A 24,686-nucleotide genomic window follows, 5' to 3' on the forward strand; every position below is an offset into this window, starting at 1 on the left:
CCGGAGCCAGACCCACTGAACTGGGTCCATCCGTGCGATGACGCAGCCCGTTGGCGGTCCACAACTTCCGTCCCGTCAAACCATGAACGGGCCGTAGAGAACGAGCCGCGCACGATGAATAACGACGCACACAATACAACCCGGCTCAAGGCCGTGCGCCCCGGGGACGTCCTCACCCTGCAACGCCAGCGCTTCCGGGTGCTGACCTCCCAGCAGGACGACGGACTGATAACCCTGGAACTCGAAGACACGCCCGACCACCCAATAACGCTCATCGGAGTCGCCAACATGCACGTGGCCATTGAGAGCCGGCACTGAACGGAACAGTTGGCTTCGCCGGGTCGATGGGTGACCGGACAGCCGATTGCGGTTGCCGTGTCAGCGACGACTCGTGTATAGGGTCCGCAATAACCTAAGAGCACGTTGTGCTCTTGCATTGGCTGACTCCATGGTTACGAACGCTGATAGCCGATATTATGTGAAGCTGTTAATATGACCGGACATAGTGTACGACTTCCAGTTTACCCTTTTCTTTATGGTTCTGGCCATCCCCGATCGGCCAGGGCCCCGCCCTCGGGTCTCCGTCGATGCTGTGGGAGACACGGCAACCACGCCGAGCGCGACGGCGAGTCTCTGGACCAGTGGGCCAGCCATCGTGTTTACGGTCTCCGGCGGAAAAGTGACCGAGGCCCTCGAACTGCAGGAAGACACGGCCTAGCTGGCTGACTTGTGGTCCTGACTATCTCAATCTAGGCAGCCTGTTAGCTAATTGATGGCAACATATTCCCTTGGCGAATTCCAAGGCACTTGGCATGGACAAGGAAGACAGTCAGCGCCAGATGAATATGAAAAGCAGCGCGTATTTCCTAAAACTGCGTTGATCTTGATCTTTCCCTGCGGCATTCTTGAGCATAAAACTATATGGGCGGAAATTGTGAACTAAGGGTTCGCCAGCGCGTCCGCACGCCGCGTTGCAGTAAAAGCCTCTTGGCTATTGCCCAAGCGCTGATAAATGTTGGCCAGGACCCTCCATGGGGTGTCCAGTGCAGGGTCAAGCGCTGCGGCATGTTCCAGGTCACTGATTGCCTCCGCCGGATGGCCGAGGCCGAATTGTGCCACCCCGCGGTGAATGTAAAGCGCCGTCGCATCGGGAGCTTCGGCGATCAGCGCATCCAGCAGATCCTTGGCTTCATGCACCTCACCGCTGTAGAGATGGCCAAGGGCCAGGGCCGTGCCCGCTTCCTGGGAGTGCGGCGTCCGTTCCCGTGCGAGGGTCCCCCACTCCACGGCATAGCGCGCTGCCTGCTGCTCCCCCTCGGTGGCCGGCCCGGCAAAGGCTTGGGCCGCAAGCAGAGCCGTGTCGCTGTCCCAGGACCTGAGTTGCCAGGCCTGCTTGAACGCCTGCTCGGCCTGGGCATAGTTCCCTCCTGCGGCCGCCCTGGCTCCGGCGCCCATGGGCCATTCCGCTGCCGTGGCGGGAACAGCAAGCCCGAGTCCGGTCAGAACCAGCAACGCCCCCGCCAGCCGGGGAACGGCCCGCATTTTCCCGTCGGCAAACGTTGGGAGGAAACCGCTAGCGGTTGGAGTTCCGGCAGCCGACTCGTGCCCCGCGAGCCCGCCGCAGAGGAAGGCCACAAGCGCCGTGGTGCCGATGGATGTGAAGTGCGTCAGCAGCGCCACTGCGTACGCCGCCACCGTTACGAGCATCACGGCCAGGTAGCGCCGGTCGGAGGCAGATTGCGAGTCCCTGATCCTGCGGACCACCGCCGCCACGGAAACCGCGATCAGCAGCACCACAAATAGCAGCAGGGGAAGGCCGCCTGCGGCCAGCGCCTGCAGCGGCCAGTTATGGGGCGAGTCCGCCGGGTAGCTGTCCCCCACGGTACGCGCCCATTCAGTCACCAGATATCGGGGCAGGGTATCAACAAAGCCGCTCGGACCGACACCGGAAAGCGGGTGGTCGGCGATCAGTCCAAGGGCCTGGTCCCACAGCAGCCACCGCCCGTCCACGGTTCCGGGTGACAGCAGCCGTTCGCGGGTGCCCGGGGCCAGCAGGACGCCGACGGCGGTGGCCGCCACCGTGAACGCGGCCCCGGCCGCGATTTTCGGCCATGTCCATGACCTGCCCTTCATCCAGGTGCAGGCGCTGAACAGGGCCACGATCAGCAGCGCGGCCAGCGCAGCCCGGGAGCCGGAAAGAACAGCTGCCCCGGAACCGGCGAGCAGTCCGAACCTGCGCAGCCACACCTGCCACGCCCTGTCCGGCTCAGCCTGGGCGGCCAGGACTCCGGTGATAACGACGCCGATCAGCCCCTGGTCGGTGGCGTTGCCCAGAGTCGCTCCGGGCCGGACATCGACAGCCCCGCCCAGTGGCCGCAGCCCGGCGCTTTCGAGTACCGCGATGACGAACACCAGAATTCCGGCAGCTGCCAGCGACATGGCAAGAAGGGTACGCCGTCGACTGCTAGAGTGGCCGCCCAGGACCTTGGCGCCCACGGCGAAAACGGCCACGTAAACGCCGAGCATCAGCAGGCCCTCGTACCGCGGCCAGCGTCCGGCCATGCTGACCAAAGGCGCGTCGGAGAGAAGCATTGCGACGACGATCCACACTGCGCAGGCGGCAAGCGCAGTCTTGACTGCCAGCGGAAGCCGGGCACCTGGCGGCGAGAACAGGCCAGCGAGGACGGCAATCATGACCACCAGGACCTTGATCCAGACAAACCGGAACAGCCCGCCCGGCTGCACGGCCAGCAGTGAAGCCGCCATCAGGATGGTGCAGAGGCCCGGCAGCCGGGCAGCCAATCGTTCCATGCGCATACTGCAGCCCTCTCCCCCAACATCTTTCAAACCAACCCTATCCGTTGAGCTGCATTCGACTGGATCAATAAAAACTTCATGTATGTCCAGCATCTTTAGTAAAGCATTGGGGAAATGTGAATCCGCGGTTAGACTGAGGCGTTCTTTGATAATTTAAAGTAGCGGCCGGGCCGTTTGCTGACCCATGGGGGGTAAAAATGCTCGTTAAGAGCAGGCGATTCCATTTACGGATCGCGTTATTGTTATCGGTTCTTTCGGCGTTCATAGTTTCAGGTTTGGCGCCTGCCAGCGCCGCGGACCTGTCCAACGCATCCATCAACGGCAAGCTCACCGCACCGGCAGGCGTTAACCTCGCCGCTACCCAGGTCTACGCGTACACCGCCGACAGCCACTCCTGGGCCAGCTCCGGCCAGGTCAACGATGACGGCACGTACTCCGTGAGCGGGCTGCCGGCAGGAAGTTACAAAGTCCAGTTCAGCGGAAGCAACGGAACCGGTGCACTGGACCAGTGGTATGCGGGGGCCACATCGTACGAAACGGCCACCCCTGTCACACTCGGGGCAGGCCAGAGCCTGACCGGAATTAACGCCGCCCTCGTCAAGGGCGCCTCGATCGGCGGCCGCGTCACGGCTCCTGCAGGCGTTGACCTCACCGGCGTGTACGTCTCCGTGGAGAGCACCGGGACCGACTGGTTTTCAACATCCGGGTCTGTCAGCCAGGATGGCAGCTACAAGGTCCTCGGGCTGCCGGCAGGCAGCTACAAGGTTCAGTTCAACGGCGGAAACTCGGGCGCCGTCACGCAGTGGCACCCTGGAGCGGCATCGCGTGACACTGCTACACCGGTAACGGTCACCGCGGGCCGGGACCTCACCGGTATCAACGCGACACTGGTGCGCGGCGCTTCCATCAGCGGCACCGTTTCGGTGCCGGCCGGGTTTGACCCAAGCACCATTTATGTCAACGCCGTCCAGGACGGCGGCAGCAGTGTGGGCTACGGCTTTGTCAGTGCCGGGGGCGCCTACACCGTTAACGGGCTCCCTGCGGGAAGCTACAAGCTCGAATATTCCGGCTACACCAGCGGGCTTTTGAGGCAGTGGTATCCCGCCGCAGCAAGCATTGACAGCGCCACCCCCGTGGCCGTCACGGCAGGACAGGACCGCACCGGGATCGATGTCACCCTCGTCGCGGGCGGTTCGATCAGCGGAAAGGTCACAGTCCTCGCCGGAACCGACGTTTCGTCCCTTCAAGCCACCGTGTACGAGGCCGGTGGAACAAACCCCAACTACGTGGCATCCTCATCACTGCAGGCTGATGGAACCTACAAGGTGAACGGGCTCCGCTCCGGAAGCTACAAAGTGCAGTTCCTCGGAACGGACACCGGCCTGCTGGAACAGTGGTACGAAGCTGCCTCATCGTTTGGCACAGCTACGCCCGTGGCTGTGACGGAGGGCCAGGACCACGGCGGGGTAGACGCTTCCCTGGCGAAGGGCGCGTCCATCAGCGGCAAGATCTCCTCCGCCGCCGGGGTGAACCTGGGCGGAGTCCAGGCCTACCTCTACCGCGCAGACACCCTCTCCTATGTGTCCTCCCACCCGGTCGGTCCGGACGGGTCCTACCAGTTCGCAGGCCTCACGGCAGGGTCGTACAAGGTCCAGTTCAGTGCAGGCAGCTCAGGCGCCCTAAGTCAGTGGTACGGGGTCACCGCCACGTCGCCTGCCGGCGCGGATATCGCTGTCAGCAACAGCCAGGACCTGGTCCTCGCTGACACCGTGCTGGTCAAGGCTGCGTCCATCAGCGGTAAGGTCACGGCGCCCGCCGGCGTGGATCTTTCCGCGGTGTCGGTCTATGCGTACAACGCGGACAGCTACAGGGCGTACCCCGCCTCCGCCGCCGTTCAGGCTGACGGCACCTACAAGCTCACGGGGCTGGCACCAGGCAACTATGTGGTCCAGTTCACGGGGTACAACTCCGGAGCGCTCGATCACTGGCACGCGAACGGTACGTCCCGGGAAACGGCGACCGTGCTGGCACTCACTGCCGGTCAGGATGCAACCGGCATCAACGCCGCCCTGGTCAAGGGCGCAAGCATCAGCGGAAAGATCACTGTCCCGGCCGGGGTCAACCTGTCCGGGGTGAACGTGTCCGCCGCCGGAGAGGGAGGCCCGTACGGCTTTTTTGGCAGCGTTAGTCCTGACGGCACGTACAAGGTCAAGGGCCTGACGGCCGGAAGCTACAAGGTCAAGTTCTCCAACTACAATTCCGGAGGGCTGGACGAGTGGTACGACAACGTCCAGACGGAGGCCGCGGCCACCCCGGTGGTGCTGACTGCAGGCCAGGACAAGACGGCCCTTGACGCGACGTTGGCCAAGGGCGCAGCGATCAGCGGCAAGGTCACACTTCCGGAGGGCGTGAGTGCCTACAGCGTCCAGGTCAGCCTGTTCAAGGCGGCAGATAATGCGCCGGTGAACTCGGTCCAGCTCAACGCGGACGGCACGTATGCGCTCCGCGGACTCCCGGCCGGAAGTTACAAGCTGCAGTTCGGCGGGTACGGTTCGGGCACGCTGACGCAGTGGTACAACAAGGCCGCCTCCCTCGCCACCGCCACTCCGCTGACCCTCACGGAGGGGCAGAGCCTGGCAGGCATCAACGCCACCCTTGCCAAGGGCGGCGTGATCAGCGGCAAGATCACGGCTCCGGCCGGCACAAACCTGTACGCATCCCAGATCCTCGCCACGAAGACCGGAACGGTCGATGCCCAGTCCGTCTACGGCAACCTCAGCGGGGACGGAGCCTACAGCATCATCGGGCTGGAATCAGGCACCTACAAGCTCCGCTTCCTCGGAGGCCAGAGCGGAGCCGAAGACCGGTGGTACGGAGGGGCGACGGTCGAAACGGCCAAGGCAGTAACAGTCACGGCCGGGCAGACCGTCATCGGCGCGGACATGGACGTCACGACGGGCGCGACCATCAGCGGCAAGATCACCGGCACGGGATTGTCCAGCTACTACCCACTCAGCATCCTGGACGGCACTGGCAAGCTGGTCAAGAACGGCTACACGGACGGGACCGGCAACTACAGCGTCGTCGGCCTGGCAGCGGGCTCCTACAAGGTGGCGTTCAACCGCTCCAGCGGGTTCACCCAGGACGAGGCGCAGTACTACCAGAACCAGCCCGAATCCGTCGGCGCCGGGCAGGCCAGGGCCGTCCCCGTAACCGCAGGACAGGCGGTGCAGAACATCGACGCCACCCTCACCGCGGGCGGTTCGGTGACCGGTACCGTGCTGGACAAGGCCGGGAAACCGGCGGTCACTGCCTTCATCCAGGCCTACACCCCGGACGGTTCGCTGGTCACCCGCAGCGCGTCCACCGACGCCGCCGGCAAGTACACCCTGAAAGGCCTCACCACCGGCAGTTACACCATCAGGGTCCACGGCGGAACCCCCGAACGCGGTGACCTCTACTCCGGCAACGCGACCACCGAGGCCACGGCCACCAAGGTCAGCGTAGTCAGGGGCAGCACCACAACGCACAACCTGTCCTACGCCGCGGTGGTGCAGAACCTCACCGCGCCCACCCCGACGGTCAAGGGAACGGCGAAGGTCGGCTACACGCTGACCGCGGTCCCGGGAACCTGGGGCCCGGCACCGGTCACCCTGAAGTATCAGTGGAAGGCCAACGGCGCCCCCATTACCGGTGCCACCGCCACCACATTCAAGCCGACGTCCGCCCAGGTGGGCAAGACCCTGACGTTCACCATGACAGGCACCAGGACCGGCTACACCACCGCCACCAAGACCTCTGCGGCCACCGGAACGGTCATGGCGCTCAACCCTGTCCTGACGGCGCCGATCCCCAAGATCACCGGAACGGCCAGGGTCGGCTACACGCTGACCGCGGTCCCGGGAACCTGGGGCCCGGCACCGGTGACCCTGAAGTACCAGTGGAAGGCCAACGGCATCGCCATCACCGGTGCCACCGCCGCCACGTTCAAAGCCACCGCGGCGCAGCTCGGCAAGAACCTCAGCGTCACGGCCGCCGGGTCCAAGGCCGGCTACAACACGGCGGCCAAGACCTCGGCACTCACCCCAAGGGTCGCCGTCGGGACCCTCACTGTAGCCGTCCCGAAAATCACCGGAACGGCTAAGGTGGGCTACACCCTGACGGCGGTTCCGGGTACCTGGGGCCCGGCCCCGGTCACCCTGAACTACCAGTGGAAGGCCAACGGGATCGCCATCACCGGTGCCACGGCCAGTTCCTACAAGCCGTCGGCGGCAGTGATAAGCAAAACCCTGAACGTCACCGTCACCGGTTCCAAGGCCGGTTACACCACGGCGGCCAGGACATCGGCAATCACCGCAGGGGTCGCCGTCGGAACCCTCAGCGCCCCGGTCCCGGTACTCAGCGGCACCGTGGCGGTGGGCTCGGTCCTCACGGCCACGGGTGCGTGGGCGCCGGCTCCGGTCACGCTCAAGTACCAGTGGAAGGCAAACGGGGCCACCATCACCGGCGCCACGTCAAGCACCTACACGCCGTCAACGGCGATGCTGGGCAAGACCCTGACAGTTACCGTGACCGGGTCCAAGTCCGGCTTCACCACCGCAACCAAGACCAGCGCGGTTTCGGTCAAGGTCGCGCCCGGGGTACTGACAGCACCCGTTCCCACCATCTCAGGCACTCCGACGGCAGGATCGGTTCTCACCGCCGTGCCCGGGACATGGGGGCCGGCACCGGCACCCTGACCTACCAGTGGTACGCCAACGGCATGCCCCTCAGCGGGGAAGTCAACAGCACCTACACGCCGATGCTCCCCGGCTACGCGATCAGCGTCAGCGCGGCCGGTACCAAGTCCGGCTTTACGACGGCGGTGAAGACCTCCGCGGCGACGGCACCCGTGACCTGACCCACGTCCAACAACGCCGAGCCTTCAACCGGTCAGGCCGTTGCAACTCCACGAGTAGCAACGGCCTGACTGCGCTTAGCGGTCAGCGGGCCACTGCCATCCACGACGCCTGCCGTGACCACGGCCAAAAAGGGCCAGTCCCGCCATAAGCAAGCGCTTGCAGTCGGCGTTGCCGGGCGTGGGTCGGCTGGCGCTGGCCCGGCACCACGTCAGTGCAAGTGCAACTGTTATGCCGGGTGCATAGATCGCAAAAGTACTGGCAGTGTCCCGTGTAACTCCCCCGGGATGTCATGAACAGCGTGCCGTGATCGGTTTCCGTGGGGGCGCTATAGCGACATGGCTGCGAAAGCGCGTGAGCACCGTTCCTTCCGCGGATCCCGACCGTGACGAGCCCCGAAAAACCCTGACGGGGTAGGGAAAAGAACATGGGTGCTCCTATCATCATCTTGAGGTCTCGTCTCGGTCGCCGGAATAACCCCGGGGCTATCAGCTTTTGGGGGATGCTGGTTTGTCAATTTTCATGAGTGTTCCGCGGCTTGTGGGCCGTACGGTTTTTAGCATCCTTTCCGTCGTTTTGGCTTTGTCGATGGTTCTGGCAGTTATTTCCGCCGGGCCTGCCCGGGCGAACGTCCCGGTCGCGACCTCGACGTCCGCCGCGGCCATGAGCGTGCCTGGTTCGGCGGGTTTCGGTGAAGCCGAGATCGACCGCACTATTGCTGACGCACGGAATCTCTTTGGTGTGACCTCCACAGATGATGACCTTCGGCGGGTCTTTAACTCCCCGCAGGGAGCCGGGCTCAAGGCGTACGCTGTCCACGTGGGGGTAACCCGGGGCATGACCAGCCCGAGCGCAAGCGAGGACCGTTGCGGCGCACGCCGCCGGCCGTGGGCCTGGGACCGGCCACAGGCCGTGAGGTTCCAGGCCCGCGGCTTACCCAAGGGGAGGGACCCACATCATGGCAGCACCACGTAAATCAGCGCAGCAGCTGGCGGCCCGGGAGAAGGCCCGGGCCAAGGCGGCGGCGTTGACGGAACGTCACGAGAAACTGATTGATCTGGCGGCGGAGTTTTTCGAGCAGCAGGAGCAGGCGGACTTCATCCGCACTGACGCGCGGCAGAAAGCCGATGCGCTGCTGGCCAAGGCCGAAGCGGATGCCGAGAGCGCCGTCCGCGGTGCAGCCCAGAAGGTTCGGGCGATGTTGGAGGCCGGTGAAGGAAAAGCCGCTGTGGCCGCCCGTCTGGGGTTGAGCGGCGCCGAGGTGAAGCGGATGGCTGACCTGGTCGCCCGGCACGCGGAGGCCGCCACGGAACCAATCGAGGAACCGGCTGAGGAAGAGGTTGAGGAACAGGCCGCCTGAGGGCGCGGTCGTGTGACTTAAAAGTGAAGGGGCCGGCGTACGCCGGCCCCTTCTGGTTTTCCTCGGACAAATGGCTGACCGAGCAAACAACCGGCACAGTGAGTTGATGGCCAAATGATCAGCTCTCCTGACCTCATCTCGGCTCTAGACAAGATCCGGGCCCAACACGCGGGGCTGACCAGGGCACGAGGCCTTCGGGTCATCCGGCAGATCCGGCATATGTATGCCTCCTGACCGTGGCTGCCATTCTGGACCTTGCGTCAGAGGGGATACTCGGGGCACCCAGGCTCTCATCTAGCCGTGCTCAGGCGGTTCAGGTGTGGGCTGGCTTTTCCTGCGTGCGGAGCGGGCGCGCCAGACCACCACGGCAATAATCGCGACCACGACGGCGACGGCGGTGATGTCCCGGCCCACGGTTTTGGCAACAGCTTCGTACGAATTGCCGGCCAGATAGCCCAGCAGCACAAAGCCCACACCCCAGGTCAGTCCCCCGACGGCGTTGAAGGCCAGAAACCGGGGATAGTGCATGCGGGAAATGCCGGCAAGCGCAGGCATCACCGCCCGGAAGAAAGCGATGAAGCGGCCCAGGAAAACGGCCGAGCCGCCGCGCCGGCGCAGGAAGTCCTGTGCCTTGTCCACTTTCTCGCGGTGGCGGTTCAGTGCTCTGGTTTCAAGGAGCTTTGTCCCGACGTGTTTGCCGACCTCGTACCCCACGGAGTCGCCGATGACCGCGGCCAGGACCACCAGGCCCATCATGAGCCCCAGCTGCACCGGGCCCCGGCTGGCAACAACACCGCCGAGCACGGCAGCCGTTTCGCCGGGAATGACGAAGCCGATGAAAAGGGCGTCCTCGGCGAACACGAGCAAGACAACCAGGGTGTAGGCCAGTGCCGGGCTGACGCCCAGAATTCCATCGATGAATCCGCTCACGCAACTGCCTCCGTTCAGGCTGCCGTCCGCAAACCTTGCTCGACGGCCCTGGTTCAAGTGTGAAGGCGGAATGCCAAGAATTTTCCAAGAAAATTTGAGTGCCGGCGGCAACTGGCACCCGGGGGGCATGCTGTTGCCGCTACGCTAGGTGGCCGGCAGTTCCAGGCTGATCGCTGTTCCTTTGGCCCCGGTTTCGGCCACTGTCACGTTGCCGCCGTGGCGCAAGGCGGCGTCCTTCACAAGTGCCAGTCCGATTCCGTAGCTGTGCCGTGCAGAGTCGTGCGCGGCATGCCTTCCGCGCGCGAACCGCTCGAATACGCGGTTGGGCTCGATCCCGATGATGCCCGGTCCTGTGTCCCGGACCATGATGCGGACTTTCCTGCCGCCGGCTGACACAGTGATGTCGATCCGGCCGGACTCGGGGGTGTGGGAGATGGCATTTTCCACGAGTGCCGTGACCATTCGCCTCAGCAGGTGGGCGGGAATGCGCACGCACGGCGGTCCCGCAGCCCCAGTGGTAACCGAACACTCCAGCCCGACCCGGGCCTCGCTCGCGAGGAGCCGAAGGTCGTCCGTCACGGCCGGTACCAGCGCGGCCACGTCTGCGGGTTCCAGGTTGTCTGTGGTGGCGGGTGCGGACATGAGCAGCAGGTCGTCCACCATTTCCGCGAGCCCGGCGCTGTCTTGGCGGAGCCGGGCCAGCGTCGGGGCGGCAGGGCTGTCCGGCCCGGCCTTGCGCTGGGCTAGCTGCAGACGGGCGTCGAGTACTGCCAGCGGGGTCCGCAGTTCGTGGCTTGCATCCTGGACGAAGCGCCGCTGGACGGCCAGGGCCTCGCCCAGCGGCTTTACAGCACTCCTGGCACTGACCAGGCCGGCGGCTGCTGCGAGCACCACGCCCAGCGCACCGCCAAGGATCATTGCCAGCAGGCCGTCGGCTTCATCAATGTAGATCCGCCCGGCACCGGCAGGGTGCTGCACGAGTTCGGCGGGCTGGGAGCGGTACAGCGCGAACAGCACCAGCGCCAGGATGACGACGGCGACGCTCGCCGCGCATACGAGGGCAATCTGGGCGCTCACCTTACGGGCGGCGGTCCGCAGGATCAGTCGGTCTGCGTCGGACGGATTCACGATGAACCTCCCAGCTGGTATCCGGCGCCGTGCACGGTGCGGATGATGTCGCGGCCCGCCTTCCGACGGAGGTAGTGCACGTAGGTGTCGACGGCGCCCGGCTGGTCCGCTGCCGAGAACACTTTGTCGAGGAGCTCCGCCCGGGAGAAAACCCGCTCCGGTTCGGCCGCCAGCACCTCAAGGAGTAACCCCTCCTTCGGGGAAAGCGATACGCGGTCACCGTAGGGCGAAAGCAGGAGCCGGGCGGCGGCGTCGTACGTCCATTCCCCGAGCGGTAAGGTCCGCAGCGGCGGGAGGAATGTGCGAGTCAGTGCCCGCAGCCGGGCGGCGAGCTCCGCTGCGTCGAACGGCTTCACCAGGTAGTCATTGGCGCCAGCATCCAAACCGTCCACTTTGTCCTGCACGGTGCCGAGGGCGGTGAGGATCAGCACCGGCGCGGTGACGCCCTTCTCGCGCAATGCGGTGACCAGCGCCGCGCCATCGAGCAGCGGGAGACCGCGGTCCACCACCAGCGCATCCCACTCCCGGGTGAGCCCGAGGTGCAGCCCCTGCTGCCCGTCACCGGCCAGGGTGACGTCGAAGTCATCCCCGATGAGTTCGGCAATGAGGGGTCCGAGCTGCCGGTCATCTTCCACCAGCAGCACGCGCTTCTTCCGGTTCGCGTCCATGACTGCCATTCTGTCCCAATCCGACCAGGACGGCGCCGTACCCAGGCGCTGTGCTCAAAACGCGGTAAGGACGCCGTTGGTTAGGTCGCCGGGCCCGGCACCGGTCCCAGCCGGGCCAGGAACGGCAGGCGTGCCAGCACCACCAAGCCGTACTTGTTCCACAGCCCCGTGATGAAGGACGCCCCGGTCAAAGAAGTAAGGAACGACGCCGCAACGTCAGTGGGATAGTGGACGCCAAGGTAGACGCGGGACAGGGCAACCGTCACGGCCACCGCCGCTCCCAAGACCAGGACGGGCCACTGCCAGCGGGTGCCCCGCGCCAGCAGGAACAGGGCGATGACCAAGGCTACGGCGAGGGCGGTATGCCCGCTCGGAAAGCTGTCCGTGCCGGGTTCCGGTGTGAGGGGGTCGAAGAGGGCAGCGGAGTCGGGCCGGTGCCGGGCGACAACCAGCTTGAACAGCTCGCTGCTGACCCACGAGCCCGCGGCCACCAGCCCGGTGGCGACCGCATTCACCGGGCTCCGGCGGACCAACAGCAGGAACAGGCAAATCGCGGCGATCATCACTACGCCGACCGCGGGACTGAACACCTCGTTGACGAGCAGGGAGACCGCGGTCAGCGCCGGCGTATGGTCGTGGCTCAGCGCAGCATCGACGGAGAAGTCGGCGGCCGTCAAGGCGGGTACGGACCGCATGGTCAGCCCCGCGGCCACAATCAGGACGGCAAACACCAGCGGCAGCACGATCCAGTGCCGCAGCTGCGGCAGCCTCGCCAACCGCATACGCTCCGCCATGATCCCACTTGCCATATCCGACCTGCCCACTGGCCATTCCCTTCTGTTGCCCCAGCAGAGCTCATGCCTGCCTCATCCAAGTGTGGAAGCCGGCTGCCAAGAAATCTCTAAGAACCTGTTCACGTGCCACACAGAGATTTGACGCCTATAGGAGCATCGTCGGTAATACTGGAAAAGTCCTTGAGCCGGCGTGGCCCAGCCAAAAACTGACGCGCTTTCCGGCACTGTCTTTCCGACGATCTGTCAGCCGGCTCAAGGTCCGTCAAAGGGTGTCGAGCCAGGCGGACATGACTTCATAGGAGCCTGATTCGACCAGTCCCATTACCGTTTTGTCTGCCCACCTGGCCCGCGCCCGATCAATCAGCATTCGACGCGACTGAGGGGCAATTTCAATCTTGGCAAACGAAGCAATCAAAGTCATCGCGGGTATCGACACCCACGCCGACACACACCATGTGGCCGTGATCAACGAACACGGCAAACCCCTCCCGGACCGGGAATTCCTGGCCGTGGGCTCCGGCTACCGGAAAATCGTGGACTTCATCACCAGCTACGGCACTGTCACCGCCGTCGGTGTCGAAGGAACAGGCTCCTACGGCGCCGAACTCGCCCGGACCCTCCGGGCCGCTGGGCTGACAGTGTTGGAAGTGAACCGCCCGAACCGGGCCGCGCGCCGGCTAAGGGGCAAGTCCGATCCGCTGGACGCCTACCAGGCTGCAAAGTCGGTACTCGAGGGACGCGCGACGTCGGTACCGAAAGCCAAGGCCGGGCCCGTTGAATGCCTGCGGGTCCTGCGCGCCGGGCGTGCCTCCGCGCTGAAGGCCCGCACCGCGGCAATCAACCAGATCAAGGGCCTCCTCGTTTCCGCCCCCGACAAACTCCGGGCGAAATACCGGTCAATGGCCACGTCCGCGCTGATCACTGCCCTGCAGCGCACGAGACCTTCGGGACACACGGCCGACCCGGAGTAAGTGACCCTCCGGACGCTGAAAGCCCTCGCCACGCGGTGCCAGTCCCTGGCCGCCGAGATCGCCGCCGCGGACGCAGCGCTCCAGGAAATCATCGACGCCTACGCCCCGATGCTCTGCGACCTGCCCGGCGTCGGCACGGACGGTCGCTAACAGGACACAGCCTCCGGCCTCCACGACCCGGGGATTTGGGTCTACGGTCACCGTGTCAGATAGATCTTGAACCGAAGGATGCTGCCGTCCTCGGAGGGTTGACGCTTTTGTTCAACCGGTCCTATTCTAAAACCGTAAGGTTATAGAACAGTTAGGTTATGGTTCTGATGGTTGATGGATTGAGTGCGGTGTTCGGGGCGTTGGCGGATCCGACCCGGCGGGCAATTCTGCAGCGGCTCGCGGAGGGCGACGCGCAGGTTTCCGACCTCGCGGCGCCGTTCAGGATCAGTCAGCCGGCGATTTCGAAGCATTTGAAGGTTCTGGAGAATGCCGGGCTGATCTCCCGGAACCGGGTGGCAACTGCCCGGCTCAGTCATCTGGAACCGGACCGGCTCAAGGAAGCGAGCGAGTACATGGAACGGTATAAGAAGTTTTGGGGTGAGTCCTTCGATAAACTCGACGGCGCCCTGGCCGCGTTTCAGCGCGACGCCACGCAGAAGGGCGTGGGACGAGATGTCTGAGGGCCGCCAGCAGGAAATCACAGCCCGTGATGTCTTCATTTCCCGTTCCTTCGCAGCGCCCAGGGACACGGTGTGGCGGTTCTGGACCGAACCCCAACTCCTCGCCTCATGGTTCGGACCAGAAGGAGTCAACGTGCCGGTCGACAGCGTCACGGTGGACCTCGTGGCCCAGGGCCGGTGGGAGCTGACCATGGTCGACAACGCCACCGGGGCCAGTCACCCCATCCAGGGCCGCGTCGTGGCTTTTCAGACACCGGAATTCCTGGACATCCAGCTGACCGCCCTGACCGCTGCCGGGCCCGTTGACGACGTCGTGCTGCGGCTTCAGTTCCACGATCACGGCGACCGGACGCGCATGACGCTCCACCAGGGCCCGTTCACGGACGAGATCCGGGACATGACCCGCGCCGGTTGGGTCCTGGCTTTCACCAAACTCGACACCCTTCTCGAAAGGCCCACAGCATGAAAACCGCATCCCCCCAAACCCAGGTCACCCAGATCACCTCTACGGACGGGACCCGCATCTCCGTCGAACATATCGGCACCGGCCCCTCCCTGGTACTGGTAGACGGCGCCTTCTGCGGCCGGTCCTTCGGGCCCGCCCGGCCACTGGCCATGAAACTGGCCGATTCCTTCACCGTGTACTTCTACGACCGTCGCGGCCGTGGAGACAGCGGTGATACCCGGCCATACTCGGTGGAAAGGGAAATCGAAGACCTCGCCGCCGTCATCGCCCATGCGGGTGGAAACGCCTTTGTCTACGGCATCTCTTCCGGCGCCGCCCTCGCCCTCGAAGCCGCAGCCGCCGGTGTCCCGATCCTCAAGCTCGCCGTCTACGAAGCCCCCTACACCGGAGTCGGAGACGCCGAAGGAGTGCCGATCGACCACGCCGGGCACCTGAACGCACTGCTCGCCCAGAACAAACGCGGTGCGATGGTCTCCTACTTCCTGGTCAAAATGATCGGGGTCCCGGCGTTTGTGCCTGTCATGCTCCGCCTCATGCCCAAGGTCTGGAAGAGCCAAAAAGATGCCGCCAACACGCTCCCTTACGAGATCGCCGTTCTGAACAACTTCACCGCACCCACGGACCGGCTCGCCACCATCACTGTCCCGACCCTGGTCATGGTCGGTGGAAAAGCCGCCCCACCCATGACCTCAGCCCAATCAACAACAGCCGCTGCCATCCCCCAAGCCCTCCACCGCAGCCTTGAGGGCCAAACCCACCAGGTCTCAGACGCGGCAATGGCAGCAGAACTCCGCGGCTTCTTCACCGACTGACCGGCCGCCGAAGCTCACCGAATGTATTTCGCCCAACAGACCGGAGTAAGCCATGCCCAAAATCGGCTATCAAGTGGGACGTCAGGGATCCGGGCCGGCCCCGTCCGCTACCTCTGCGACGCGGTTACTGCTGGCCTGCGGCATCGCCGCCGGCCCCCTGTACCTGCTGGTCAGTTACGCCCAGGCGCTTTTCCGTCCGGGCTTCGACGCTGCCCATGACGACCTCAGTGTCCTCGCCAACGGCGACCTGGGCTGGATCCAAACCACCAACCTGATCCTGACCGGGACACTGACCGTGCTGTCCGCCGTCGGATTCCGTCGCGTACTCCACCCTGGACGAGGGGCCACGTGGGGACCGGCCCTGATCGGGCTCTACGGGGCCGGCTTGATCGGTGCGGGGATATTCGCCGCCGACCCTATGAACGGGTTCCCGCCGGGCACACGTCTCGGACACCCGATCTCCGGGTCCCTCCACGGATTCCTTCATTTCATTACCGCCGGAACGGGTTTCGCCGCTCTCATCGCCGCCTGCTGGGTTCTCTCCCGCCGGTTCTACACTTCCGGGAACCGTAGGCTCGGAGCATTCTCCCTCGCCACCGGAGTCTTATTTCTTGCCGCCTTCGCCGGTATTGCCAGCGGGTCAACATCGGCCGCCGTCGTTCTCAGCTTCACCGCTGCCGTGATTCTCGCCTGGACTTGGCTGGCAATAACCGCCGCCCACCTACGACAGGGCCGCCCACTGCCTCTCCCTACCCGACCCGACTGATCCCCAACGACACGGACCGGTTCCTTCTGCCGTGGCCGGTCGCACGAAACCGTTTGCGGGCCCCACTGCTTGATGAGAGGGCGGCGTGATCGTGACGGCCGCGGCGGCCCGCCCGTTCCCCTCGAAAGCGGAGCGGGCCACCTACGAAGCCATAGATCATCGAGGGTCGTTGTGACGACGGTAGGAGGCATGATACGCCAGCCCAATCAAGGGACCGGAAACGCCACCGACACAGTTGGATGAAGGGGATGGTTCGACGTGAGATCAAGCAACGGTGATTTGCGGTTTTCGGATTGTGGTTTCTATAGCTTCGGGGACGGGAATTTTTTCCACTCGCGGTGGAATTTTGCCTCGGCTTCCAGGGCTGCGGTTTGTTCCAGGGCGTGCAGGCGGCCGTAGCTGAATCCGTTTTCGCTTTGCAGGAAGGACTCTGCGCCGAGCCGCCGCAGCAGGTTGCGGGTGACGATGCTGTCCTGGTGGTCACCGAGGATCTTTTGCACGCTGTGCGCCACGTCGGCCAGGTGCGTGGCTTTCTTGGGGTTGACGGGAGTTGCGGCTTCGGCGGCGTAGCGCAGCCGCTTTCCGTCTTTGCGGGCCTCGTGCAGTGCCGGGTGGTCGGTGATGCCGGCGGGGTTGTTCCGGGCCTCCTGGACGGCAGTGCCCAACCGTTTTACATCCTTGTTGATCAGTTTGGGTATGACCCTGTCCGCGGCTTTGCCCGCCAGCGGTGTCAGGCGCGGTGCGGTGATTAGTGAGTCCAGGGCGTCGAGCAATTTGAAATAGCGTTGCCCGTTAAGCACCCCGAGCACGTTGGCGTGTGCTTTTGAGTAGTCGGCGCCAAGCTCGAGATCGACCCGCCGGGCGACGGGACCCATGATGAGTTCGGCCGGTTCCTGGGCGATCATATCCTTGAGTCGGGCATGCATGACCTCGGCGTCCCTCGCTTCGCCCAGGACCCCGGCCAGCCACTTCAGCTCGTCCCGCACAAACTTGACGCTGTTGCCGCCGCTGAGCAGTTACCGGTAGGTGGCCAGGACAGAGCGCATGCGCCGGGTCGCCACGCGCATCTTATGCACCGAGTCGTGGGTATCCAGCCGCACCGGCGGGTCCTGGTCCTTGAGGGCCTGGACCTGCTCCCCCACATAGGCGAACAGGACATCACCCGCAGCGGCTTTCCGCTTGGTCTGTGGTGGCGTGCGCGGACCTGTTGACGGTTTCCTGCCAAGCGCCTGTGCCAGCTTGGAGCCATGGGCCGAGGGCATGACACCGACGGCGGCAAGCATCTGGTCTCCGGCTTTGAGGATGTCCCGGTCCCCGTCAATGAGTTCAATTTCCCATTCCCGCCAGCGCTTGATTTCCCTTCGGGGGGACGAGTGTTTCAGCCTCGACCCGGTCGTCACTGACTTCGGCCAGCACACCGTCTTTCTTGCCCCGGAGCCGGTGCACTGTGCGCCGTGTGCTCAGCCTCGCCACCGGGACCAGCTTCTTGTCCCGTGTGTGTACGAGGATCAGCCTCAGGAGAGAATCGGGGATGGTGGCGGTATCTTGGCCAAGGGGTTCGCGGTGTTCGCGCCGCTCGTCCACGGATGAGGGAAGCTTCAGATGCCACCCCGCATCCTCGCCGCCACTTCGCCGCCGCAGTGTTATCCGCTCCGAAGCCAGGCGCAGGTCTTCGGTGTCGAAATACTCCGCGCTGAGCCGGTGCTCCACTGGCGGATCCACCCGTCGTACGCCGGGCAGGTCCTGCAGCGGGGGCAGGACGGCCGAGTTTTCGACTTCGTACTTCCGTTCAACCTCAACAACTGGTGCCGCACCCATAGCGTGCATTTTACGTCCGGAGCTGCCCAATCGTCAGAGGCAAAACAAAGCAAACGCACACCCCATGTCAATAACGCCAACGCTGGTCGGGAGCCGGTCGGGAGCCTGATCACCGGGTCGCCGGAGAGCAGAAACCGGGCGCACGACGGAGGGTTAGTTTTCGTCTCGCCGGCCGGCAAACTCGCGATGCAGGCGGTTGCGTCCGGGGACCGTACTGGTTTCCGGACGGAAGAAATTCTTTAGATTCCACGTCATAATCACCGGCACCTTATCGGGTCCTCCGATTCGGGCCATGTGACTCCCGCCATGCTATAGCCGCACGGTGATATGCCGTCAGGTTACAGGCGCATGCTGTTTCCTGGATGAAAGGCGGGCGAGCCCCCCCGCCGTAGGCTGCAGCTTTAGCCCGGGGCCGTTGCCGCAAGTGCTTCACAGGATGTTCATTCGGGGATGGATCCATTCGTGCATGGATGCGAACGCGGGCAAGGACTACGATGCTGAACCCCAAGCCGGCTGGGAGACGCTTAAGCCGGGACAAGGAGTCCAGGTCAGGGATGCCGGTCATGCCGCCGGCACCGGGGTCGTCGACAACATGATCCCTGACGGGTCGGTCGTGTGGGTTGGATCGACGGGAAGTCTCCCCGGAGGATGTTTTTGGCCGGAGACCCGGTAGTGATCCTCCCCGAGCTGGGAACCCCTGACTCCTTTTAGGGCGCCTCACGGGACGGGCACGCAGATGGGCCCAGCAGGCCGTCCGCCTCATACGGATCCGCCGGATTTCCGGCTGGACGGAACGAGTGCATTGACGGTACTGCCAGTCGTTCGCGTGGGCCAGCAGCGCAACCCAGGTCTCCGGGGTGCTCATCAAGGGTGCCGGAGAAGCCGGGATCGGGCTTCCTTCACGCGGCCGTCTCACTCAGGACCTCGGCGGATTAGACCAGGGACCTGACGGCGGATAATGGCTCCCAAAGGCAACGGCCTCGGGGCGTCCATCGGGGAGCGGCCGGGCCGTGTGCACGGGGAACGTGCGCCCTGGGAGAAGCGGCGCGTTTATCCGGGACGCCTCGCCCAACCACTGTGAGGTACCGGATGGACTTCTCGTTGGACCCTGCCGAACCGGCGTGCGGTGACTGTCCCGTAGTGTTTGGTGTCCCTTGGGCCTGCCCGGCACAGCTGGTCAGGGCGGCCGCCCGCTTCGCCTGTTCAGTGGACGCTCATTTGGTGTGCGCGTTCGTTGACCCTGCTGGCTACTTGGCGGAATGGGATCCTCCACGGTCCCGGCACGCGGCGTCGCTGGACCCGGCACGCAATGTTGAGGCCCTGTTCCCTGCCACGGAAGTAAGAGAGGGCCTCGTGCTGTGTCTGGGACCGCCCTGGGCTGAGTGGACCTTCCGGGTGCTCAGCGGTGCCGTCGCACCGGCACTGGCCCGTCTCACGGCGAGCACAGGAGCGTCCCTGCTGATCCTCGGCGGTCCCCGGCCCGGCGTCCTCGCCAAGCTTCAGCGCGTGGTGGAAGGAGCCGTTGCCGATGAGCTGCTCCGGATCCAGGACCGTCCGGTACTTTTCCTCCCGGCTGGGTAGCTCTCACTACCCGGTCAGCCGAACAGTTCGGCGCTTTCTTTCATGGCTCTGACGTAGTCGGCGAAGGATGTTTCCGTGTCCTGTACGGGTGTCCCATGAGTCCGGCCAGAGGGATCCGGGCGAGAAGATGTTGATGGGAAGGGCAGTGACGTTCCGCTGAGCGCGGGGGTCCGCGTCAGTGTTGTATTCACGAGCGCGCTCCGGCATTCGGCAATGGCTCCGCGTGAAGCATGCCTCCCCTTCCCCGCTAAGCATGCTTACTTCCTTTGGTCGTTTGCCGTTTACGTGTGGTTCATGATGGGCCTCTAGCCTCAGCGGTGCATGGGATCCGGTCGTCGGACAGGTCAGCGGTTCCGCCTCAATTTTGTGCTGTGTAGCGGAGTCCCGCCCTGCCGGGCGACCTACGGGACCTGTGCATGATGCGAAAGCCGGCCACCCCCTGAGAAGGAACGATTGGATACCCATGCATTATCTGGCACCACGATTGACCCGTAAACGCGTCGCCGCCGCCACCGGCGCAGCTGCCCTGGCTGCTTCGGCACTGACCGCCGGAGTGGTCGGCTTCGCGGCCGGCCCTGCCTCCGCCGTCGAACACCGCAGCGGCACCGCGACGCCGATCAAGCATGTGGTGGTGATCTTCCAGGAGAACGTCTCCTTCGACCACTACTTCGCCACGTACCCCAAGGCGGCCAACATCGCCGGGGAAACCCAGCAGGGCAGCGGCACCCAGGTGGCCGCCTTCACTGCAGCGAAGAACACGCCCGGGAAGATCAACACCTTGTCCGCTGCCGGCTTGTTGGGGCCGAAGAACCCCAACTCGGTGCAACCGGCCAGGTTGTCGCCGTCCCAGGCTGTCCCTTGCAGCCAGGACCACAATTACCTCCCGGAGCAGCAGGCCTACAACGGTGGTGCGATGGACAAGTTCGTCCAGTTCACCAGCCGCGACGCCTGCGGTCCTAACCAGTACGGACGTCCCGGGTTGACGTTGGACTACTACGACGGGAACACCGTCACCGGCATGTGGAACTACGCGCAGAACTACTCGATGAGCGACAACCACTTCAGCACCGGCTTCGGCCCCTCCACCCCGGGCGCCCTGAACCTGGTCTCCGGCCAGACCCACGGCGCCAAGGAGTACACGGCCAGCGGACAGCCCGTCGCAACCCCGGCCACCGGAAGCAGCACCGTCCGCCAGCCCGACGCCAAGGGTGTGGGCACCGTCATCAACGACCCCGACCCGGTCTACGACGACTGCTCGAACAACAGCCACACCAACACCAAAAACTTGGCTGGCATGACGGGCAAGAACATCGGCGACCTGCTCAACACCAAGGGCGTGTCATGGGGCTGGTTCCAGGGTGGCTTCACGCCGACCACCGCTGCGACGGCCACGTCGCCTGCGTCTTGTATGTCCAGCCACACGAACGTCGCCGGCGCCAGCGTGGTTGACTATTCCCCGCACCACGAGCCGTTCCAGTACTACGCGTCCACCGCGAACCCCCACCACCTGGCGCCCGCCAGCGACGCCGAGATCGGCCATAACGGCCAGGCGAACCACCAGTACGACCTCACCTCGTTCAACAAGGTCCTGAACACCGACAACCTGCCCGCGGTGTCCTTCCTCAAGGCAGGCATGTACCAGGACGGGCACGCCTCGTACTCGGACCCGATCGATGAGCAGAACTTCATCACCAGGACCGTCAACCAGATCCAGCAGTCCAAAAACTGGAAGGACACGGCCGTCGTGCTCGCCTACGACGACTCCGACGGCTGGTACGACCACGCCGCCGCGAAGGTAAAGAACTCCTCCAACACCGCCGACGACGCCGCGTGGTGCCAGAACGCCGCAGCCAGCGGCATCCCCATAGCCGGCGGCTACGCCGACCGCTGCGGCCCGGGCCCGCGCCAGCCGCTGATCGTCATTTCCCCGTATGCGAAGAAGAACTTCGTGGACCACACCCAGACCGACCAGGCCTCGATCCTGCGCTTCATCGAAGACAACTGGCACACCGGACAGGTCGGCGACGCCTCCGCCGACGCCACCGCCGGCTCCGTGAATGCCATGTTCAACTTCCACCACCAGCGCAACGACAAGGTCCTGCTCAACGAGCAGACCGGCGCCGTCGCGTCGATCACGAAGACCGAAAGCGACGACAACAACTCGGACAACAACGGCGGCCACAACGACGACGACGGCCACGACTCCGGGCATTAACCGCCCATACCGGACCGTCTCTGACGGCCAATAAGAGCGCACTCTCAGAAACGCCACCTGGCGAGACCGCCGGGTGGCGTTTCTGTGCACGCCGGAACCAGGTCCTCGACAGCGTGACCCCGGAGGGCTCGGTCCTGTGGGTGTGGAACGACGGGCCGTCCCCTCGCAGGATGTATGTGCGGCGGAGATCCTGTGGCTTTCCTGCAGGAACCAGTTCCCGCCTTTAGGGCAGGTCCAAAGTCCGGGGTTGTCCGTCGGGGACTGCGCGGCTGGTGCGCCAGCCTGGCAGGGCCGTGTTCAGTGCCTGGGTCCTTGCTGGAGAGAGCCCGCCGTGGCGGAAGCCGAACCTTTGACTTCGCAGCCAGACACCGCGCTCACGTTCCGGCCCGGTGGCCGCGGGGCCGGTGCGGGGCCAGGGCGTCCCGCGGCGCGGTAAGCGGCGAGCTGTTGCAGCCGATCCTGGAATTTTTGCTCGTTAGCGATCTCGCGGGGCTTGCGTTCCCAGTCGGGCAGGACGGACAGGCCCTCCCTGATAACCGGGTTCAGAAGGCCCGCTTCCGCATCTCGGCGACGGCGCCGCAGCCATTGTGCCAGTTCCCGCTCCACCTTGTCCTCGGCGTTGCGGGAGGGGTAGCGGCCGGTTGCCTCGACCATGGCGAGCACCTGATACAGGCGTTTCAGGCCCGGCGCCGTGCGGCGGCCACTTTCTTCGGCCGCTGCCCGGTGTTCGGTGCGCAGGCCTGGATCTGCCGCCTTGGCTACGGAGAGGTGGTACGCGACGGTCGAGACTTTGACCCGTGCCAGTTCCGCGATTTTCTTCCGGGACAGACCCTTGCGGTACATCAGAATCCACTCCGGATGGGGAGCAGCTATGTTCCTTGTCCTGGCCGCGGCGCCGACCGTCGACCCGCGGGCGCCTTGCCGTGCGCCTGAAGTCTCTGGCGGCAAATCCTGCATCGTCAGATCGTCCGGTCCAGCAGTTCGGCGCGTTCCTTGGCCGCGGCCACGAAGTCGTCGAGGTCCTGTCTTGTTGCCGGGGAGGACCAGCGCAGGAGGGGCCCGGTGGATTCTTCGGTGACTTTCAGAAGAGTCCGTCCTGACTCCGGGATGAGGGTAAACGAGCGGACGGCCCGGAACAGCCACAGCGGCAGGGTCCAGGTCCAGGTCATGACCTCCGCTGGCTTCTGCTCAATACGTACCCGACGTGGGTGGCCGCGGCGGCCCGTCGTGAGGCGGACCGTTTCCCCGTCCCGCAGGTCCCCGTCAATTGCTGTGATTCCCGACTCCCAGACGCTCAGGTTATCGGAATCGGTGATGACGTCCCACACGGTGGAGGACCGAGCGTTGATCAGCGCCTCGGAAGACAGGAAAACCATGGGCCGAGGATAGCCACGGGCAACCCGAATCCGTCCCCTGTTCCCGGACGCTTCATCCAACGTTCATCTTCAGCGGGCCGGCGGTGCCCCGGGGGAGCACCGGGGCTAGAGCCTTCAGCCGACCTGCGTGTAGCAGGAGCCATGTCTGGCCGGCCCCTGGTGATGAGTTTCCCGGCGGTTGGGGGAAGAGCCGGTACCGCCAGCGCTTCATGTCCGATCCGGGCCCCTGGCGCCGTGGGGCGGCGGGTTCCTTTCTCCTTTCATGGGCAAGCATTTGCCGGAGCGCAACCGCTCGGTCCGGGCGTCCACTGAGCGGCTAATTGACAGTGATGCGGTCAATGCCAGCGAAAACGGCATTTTGTTGCGTTGCGTAGGCGCCTGCCGCAACAGGAACGCTGGTCCGAGCTCCCGAAAAAAGCCTGAAGGCCACCTCCTCAGAGGTGACCTTCAGTCTTGGGGTGGCATGTGCCGGGCCGTGGGTTCTCAGCCTGGTCCGGCGCATGCCGGTGGTGATCGGCGGTCCTCGCCGGTCAGGGGTGGATCAGCCGTCCTCGTGGTCGGCCGAGCCGGCGGGGATGCCCGGCACGTTGTTCGGGCCGTAGATCTTGGTATCGCCAGGGTACGGGGAAGACCAGTTGTGGGTCTGGTACCAGGTCCAGCGGTTGAACAGATGCGGGTTCGCGGAGTCTTCCTTCGCGCCGTTGCCGGTCAGGTGCTGCTGCTCGGACCACTTGTCCCACTGTTCGGCGGTGTCCTGCATGGACGCCGGGACAGCCACGGCCTTGGCGGCGTTGGTGTTCACCGCTGCGGCGGCGGCGCCGGTCTGGCCGAGGGTGTCGGTGCCGCAGGCGGGGGCGGTCTTGACGCCCTCGGTCAGCGGGACCTGGTTCGGGACGGAGTTGTACGGGGTCAGGTTGGCCTTGTTGGTGAAGGCGTCGAACATTGGGGTGGCTGCGGCGATCTTCTGGTTCAGCGGCTGGGCACCGAGGATCTGCTGAATGGTCCGGACCATGTTGATCTGGGAGTAGAACGTGCTGACGGTCCGGCCGTGCACCGCGTAGGGGCTGATGACCTGGACCGGGGCGCGGTGGCCGTCGACGTGGTCGGCACCGTCCTGGCTGTCGTCCTCGGCGATGAAGATCGCGGAGTCCTTCCAGTACTTCGAGTGCGAGATCTCGTCCACGATCTTGCCCACGGCGAGGTCGTTGTCCGCGACCTGGGCTTCCGGGCCGGCGGTGCCGCCGGTGTGGTCGCTCGAGAGCCACGTCATTTGGAAGTTCTTCGGGCCGTTCTTTTCGAAGTCCTGCTTCCAGGTCGCGTACCGGTAGATGTCCGGCACCGACGTGTCGAACGGCGCCGCGTTCGGGTCCGTGATCGCGTTGAGCGAGGGGATGTCCGAGCTGGCGTGCAGCTGG

The 24,686-nt window shown here is 64.9% G+C and carries 20 protein-coding genes and 2 pseudogenes; 12 read left to right on the forward strand and 10 right to left on the reverse strand.

The features are described 5' to 3' along the window. Positions 1 to 114: 114 nt before the first annotated feature. Entirely contained in the window at positions 115 to 318 is a 204-nt protein-coding gene (locus AC1DFE_RS17875; RefSeq protein ID WP_476907211.1) for a hypothetical protein, read from the forward strand. A 621-nt stretch (positions 319 to 939) separates the two neighbouring features. On the opposite strand, the gene AC1DFE_RS17880 is transcribed toward AC1DFE_RS17875, so the two are convergent. Beyond that, on the reverse strand, positions 940 to 2,811 hold the full coding sequence (locus tag AC1DFE_RS17880) for an O-antigen ligase family protein (protein ID WP_476907212.1): 1,872 nt from the start codon (positions 2,809 to 2,811) through the stop codon (positions 940 to 942). Between the two features lie 281 nt (positions 2,812 to 3,092). On the opposite strand from AC1DFE_RS17880, the gene AC1DFE_RS17885 reads away from it, so the two are divergent. The 3 genes from AC1DFE_RS17885 to AC1DFE_RS17895 all read left to right on the forward strand — a co-directional run bounded on the left by AC1DFE_RS17885 (position 3,093) and on the right by AC1DFE_RS17895 (position 9,075). Continuing rightward, entirely contained in the window at positions 3,093 to 7,556 is a 4,464-nt protein-coding gene (locus tag AC1DFE_RS17885) for a carboxypeptidase regulatory-like domain-containing protein (RefSeq protein WP_476907213.1), read from the forward strand. Beyond that, on the forward strand, positions 7,532 to 7,717 hold the full coding sequence (locus AC1DFE_RS17890; RefSeq protein WP_476907214.1) for a hypothetical protein: 186 nt from the start codon (positions 7,532 to 7,534) through the stop codon (positions 7,715 to 7,717). Before AC1DFE_RS17885 ends, AC1DFE_RS17890 begins: the two co-directional genes overlap by 25 nt. Before the next feature lie 956 nt (positions 7,718 to 8,673). Next, the gene (locus tag AC1DFE_RS17895) at positions 8,674 to 9,075 is read left to right on the forward strand and encodes a hypothetical protein (protein WP_476907215.1); all 402 of its coding nucleotides are present in this window, start codon (positions 8,674 to 8,676) and stop codon (positions 9,073 to 9,075) included. Positions 9,076 to 9,369: 294 nt separating this feature from the next. On the opposite strand, the gene AC1DFE_RS17900 is transcribed toward AC1DFE_RS17895, so the two are convergent. From AC1DFE_RS17900 to AC1DFE_RS17915, 4 genes are all read right to left on the reverse strand, one after another. Next, positions 9,370 to 10,005, reverse strand: coding sequence for a DedA family protein (locus tag AC1DFE_RS17900; protein ID WP_476907216.1), 636 nt, complete (start codon positions 10,003 to 10,005; stop codon positions 9,370 to 9,372). Positions 10,006 to 10,149: 144 nt separating this feature from the next. Continuing rightward, positions 10,150 to 11,133: a sensor histidine kinase gene (locus tag AC1DFE_RS17905; RefSeq protein WP_476907217.1), complete on the reverse strand. Its 984-nt coding sequence runs from the start codon at positions 11,131 to 11,133 to the stop codon at positions 10,150 to 10,152. Next, positions 11,130 to 11,801 carry a response regulator transcription factor gene (locus AC1DFE_RS17910; RefSeq protein WP_476907218.1) on the reverse strand — a complete coding sequence of 224 codons (672 nt, stop codon included), beginning with the start codon at positions 11,799 to 11,801 and terminating at the stop codon, positions 11,130 to 11,132. Before AC1DFE_RS17910 ends, AC1DFE_RS17905 begins: the two co-directional genes overlap by 4 nt. An 80-nt stretch (positions 11,802 to 11,881) precedes the next feature. Continuing rightward, a complete protein-coding gene (locus AC1DFE_RS17915) occupies positions 11,882 to 12,595 on the reverse strand; it encodes a phosphatase PAP2 family protein (RefSeq protein ID WP_476907219.1) in 714 nt (237 codons plus the stop codon). A gap of 395 nt (positions 12,596 to 12,990) precedes the next feature. On the opposite strand from AC1DFE_RS17915, the gene AC1DFE_RS17920 reads away from it, so the two are divergent. From AC1DFE_RS17920 to AC1DFE_RS17945, 6 genes are all read left to right on the forward strand, one after another. Continuing rightward, positions 12,991 to 13,566, forward strand: coding sequence for an IS110 family transposase (locus tag AC1DFE_RS17920; protein WP_476907220.1), 576 nt, complete (start codon positions 12,991 to 12,993; stop codon positions 13,564 to 13,566). Next, positions 13,567 to 13,716: a hypothetical protein gene (locus AC1DFE_RS17925; RefSeq protein WP_476907221.1), complete on the forward strand. Its 150-nt coding sequence runs from the start codon at positions 13,567 to 13,569 to the stop codon at positions 13,714 to 13,716. 158 nt (positions 13,717 to 13,874) lie between these two features. Further along, positions 13,875 to 14,237 carry an ArsR/SmtB family transcription factor gene (locus AC1DFE_RS17930; RefSeq protein WP_476907222.1) on the forward strand — a complete coding sequence of 121 codons (363 nt, stop codon included), beginning with the start codon at positions 13,875 to 13,877 and terminating at the stop codon, positions 14,235 to 14,237. Then, positions 14,230 to 14,703, forward strand: a complete 474-nt coding sequence (locus AC1DFE_RS17935) for an SRPBCC family protein (RefSeq protein ID WP_476907223.1) — start codon at positions 14,230 to 14,232, stop codon at positions 14,701 to 14,703. The genes AC1DFE_RS17930 and AC1DFE_RS17935 overlap by 8 nt, the downstream gene beginning before the upstream one ends. Continuing rightward, entirely contained in the window at positions 14,700 to 15,515 is an 816-nt protein-coding gene (locus tag AC1DFE_RS17940; RefSeq protein ID WP_476907224.1) for an alpha/beta fold hydrolase, read from the forward strand. Before AC1DFE_RS17935 ends, AC1DFE_RS17940 begins: the two co-directional genes overlap by 4 nt. Before the next feature lie 52 nt (positions 15,516 to 15,567). Continuing rightward, entirely contained in the window at positions 15,568 to 16,281 is a 714-nt protein-coding gene (locus AC1DFE_RS17945; RefSeq protein WP_476907225.1) for a DUF998 domain-containing protein, read from the forward strand. Positions 16,282 to 16,583: 302 nt separating this feature from the next. On the opposite strand, the pseudogene AC1DFE_RS17950 reads toward AC1DFE_RS17945, so the two are convergent. Together AC1DFE_RS17950 and AC1DFE_RS17955 are read right to left on the reverse strand one after the other, a co-directional pair. Then, positions 16,584 to 17,564: pseudogene (locus AC1DFE_RS17950) on the reverse strand (CHAD domain-containing protein). 43 nt (positions 17,565 to 17,607) lie between these two features. Next, complete coding sequence (locus AC1DFE_RS17955) at positions 17,608 to 18,099, reverse strand: CYTH domain-containing protein (protein WP_476907226.1); 492 nt, start codon at positions 18,097 to 18,099, stop codon at positions 17,608 to 17,610. A gap of 1,353 nt (positions 18,100 to 19,452) precedes the next feature. On the opposite strand from AC1DFE_RS17955, the gene AC1DFE_RS17960 reads away from it, so the two are divergent. Both AC1DFE_RS17960 and AC1DFE_RS17965 read left to right on the forward strand, forming a co-directional pair. Then, positions 19,453 to 19,680, forward strand: a complete 228-nt coding sequence (locus AC1DFE_RS17960) for a hypothetical protein (protein ID WP_476907227.1) — start codon at positions 19,453 to 19,455, stop codon at positions 19,678 to 19,680. 463 nt (positions 19,681 to 20,143) lie between these two features. Further along, positions 20,144 to 21,895 carry a phospholipase C gene (locus AC1DFE_RS17965; RefSeq protein ID WP_476907228.1) on the forward strand — a complete coding sequence of 584 codons (1,752 nt, stop codon included), beginning with the start codon at positions 20,144 to 20,146 and terminating at the stop codon, positions 21,893 to 21,895. Positions 21,896 to 22,192: 297 nt separating this feature from the next. Here the strand turns inward: AC1DFE_RS17965 and AC1DFE_RS17970 are convergent, their stop codons facing one another. From AC1DFE_RS17970 to AC1DFE_RS17980, 3 genes and pseudogenes are all read right to left on the reverse strand, one after another. Then, a complete protein-coding gene (locus tag AC1DFE_RS17970; RefSeq protein WP_476907229.1) occupies positions 22,193 to 22,738 on the reverse strand; it encodes a hypothetical protein in 546 nt (181 codons plus the stop codon). A 116-nt stretch (positions 22,739 to 22,854) separates the two neighbouring features. After that, positions 22,855 to 23,271: an SRPBCC domain-containing protein gene (locus AC1DFE_RS17975; protein ID WP_476907230.1), complete on the reverse strand. Its 417-nt coding sequence runs from the start codon at positions 23,269 to 23,271 to the stop codon at positions 22,855 to 22,857. A 541-nt stretch (positions 23,272 to 23,812) separates the two neighbouring features. Further along, a pseudogene (locus tag AC1DFE_RS17980) lies at positions 23,813 to 24,686 on the reverse strand (phosphoesterase); the annotation flags it as partial.

The organism is Arthrobacter sp. 05T423 (assembly GCF_056396245.1).

Coding starts and splice junctions, on each gene's coding strand:
- AC1DFE_RS17875 (WP_476907211.1), top strand. CDS start 115: ATGAATAACGACGCACACAATACAACCCGGCTCAAGGCCGTGCGCCCC.
- AC1DFE_RS17880 (WP_476907212.1), bottom strand. CDS start 2,811: ATGGAACGATTGGCTGCCCGGCTGCCGGGCCTCTGCACCATCCTGATG.
- AC1DFE_RS17890 (WP_476907214.1), top strand. CDS start 7,532: ATGGGGGCCGGCACCGGCACCCTGACCTACCAGTGGTACGCCAACGGC.
- AC1DFE_RS17895 (WP_476907215.1), top strand. CDS start 8,674: ATGGCAGCACCACGTAAATCAGCGCAGCAGCTGGCGGCCCGGGAGAAG.
- AC1DFE_RS17910 (WP_476907218.1), bottom strand. CDS start 11,801: ATGGACGCGAACCGGAAGAAGCGCGTGCTGCTGGTGGAAGATGACCGG.
- AC1DFE_RS17915 (WP_476907219.1), bottom strand. CDS start 12,595: ATGGCGGAGCGTATGCGGTTGGCGAGGCTGCCGCAGCTGCGGCACTGG.
- AC1DFE_RS17930 (WP_476907222.1), top strand. CDS start 13,875: ATGGTTCTGATGGTTGATGGATTGAGTGCGGTGTTCGGGGCGTTGGCG.
- AC1DFE_RS17935 (WP_476907223.1), top strand. CDS start 14,230: ATGTCTGAGGGCCGCCAGCAGGAAATCACAGCCCGTGATGTCTTCATT.
- AC1DFE_RS17940 (WP_476907224.1), top strand. CDS start 14,700: ATGAAAACCGCATCCCCCCAAACCCAGGTCACCCAGATCACCTCTACG.
- AC1DFE_RS17945 (WP_476907225.1), top strand. CDS start 15,568: ATGCCCAAAATCGGCTATCAAGTGGGACGTCAGGGATCCGGGCCGGCC.
- AC1DFE_RS17955 (WP_476907226.1), bottom strand. CDS start 18,099: ATGGGTGCGGCACCAGTTGTTGAGGTTGAACGGAAGTACGAAGTCGAA.
- AC1DFE_RS17965 (WP_476907228.1), top strand. CDS start 20,144: ATGCATTATCTGGCACCACGATTGACCCGTAAACGCGTCGCCGCCGCC.
- AC1DFE_RS17970 (WP_476907229.1), bottom strand. CDS start 22,738: ATGTACCGCAAGGGTCTGTCCCGGAAGAAAATCGCGGAACTGGCACGG.
- AC1DFE_RS17975 (WP_476907230.1), bottom strand. CDS start 23,271: ATGGTTTTCCTGTCTTCCGAGGCGCTGATCAACGCTCGGTCCTCCACC.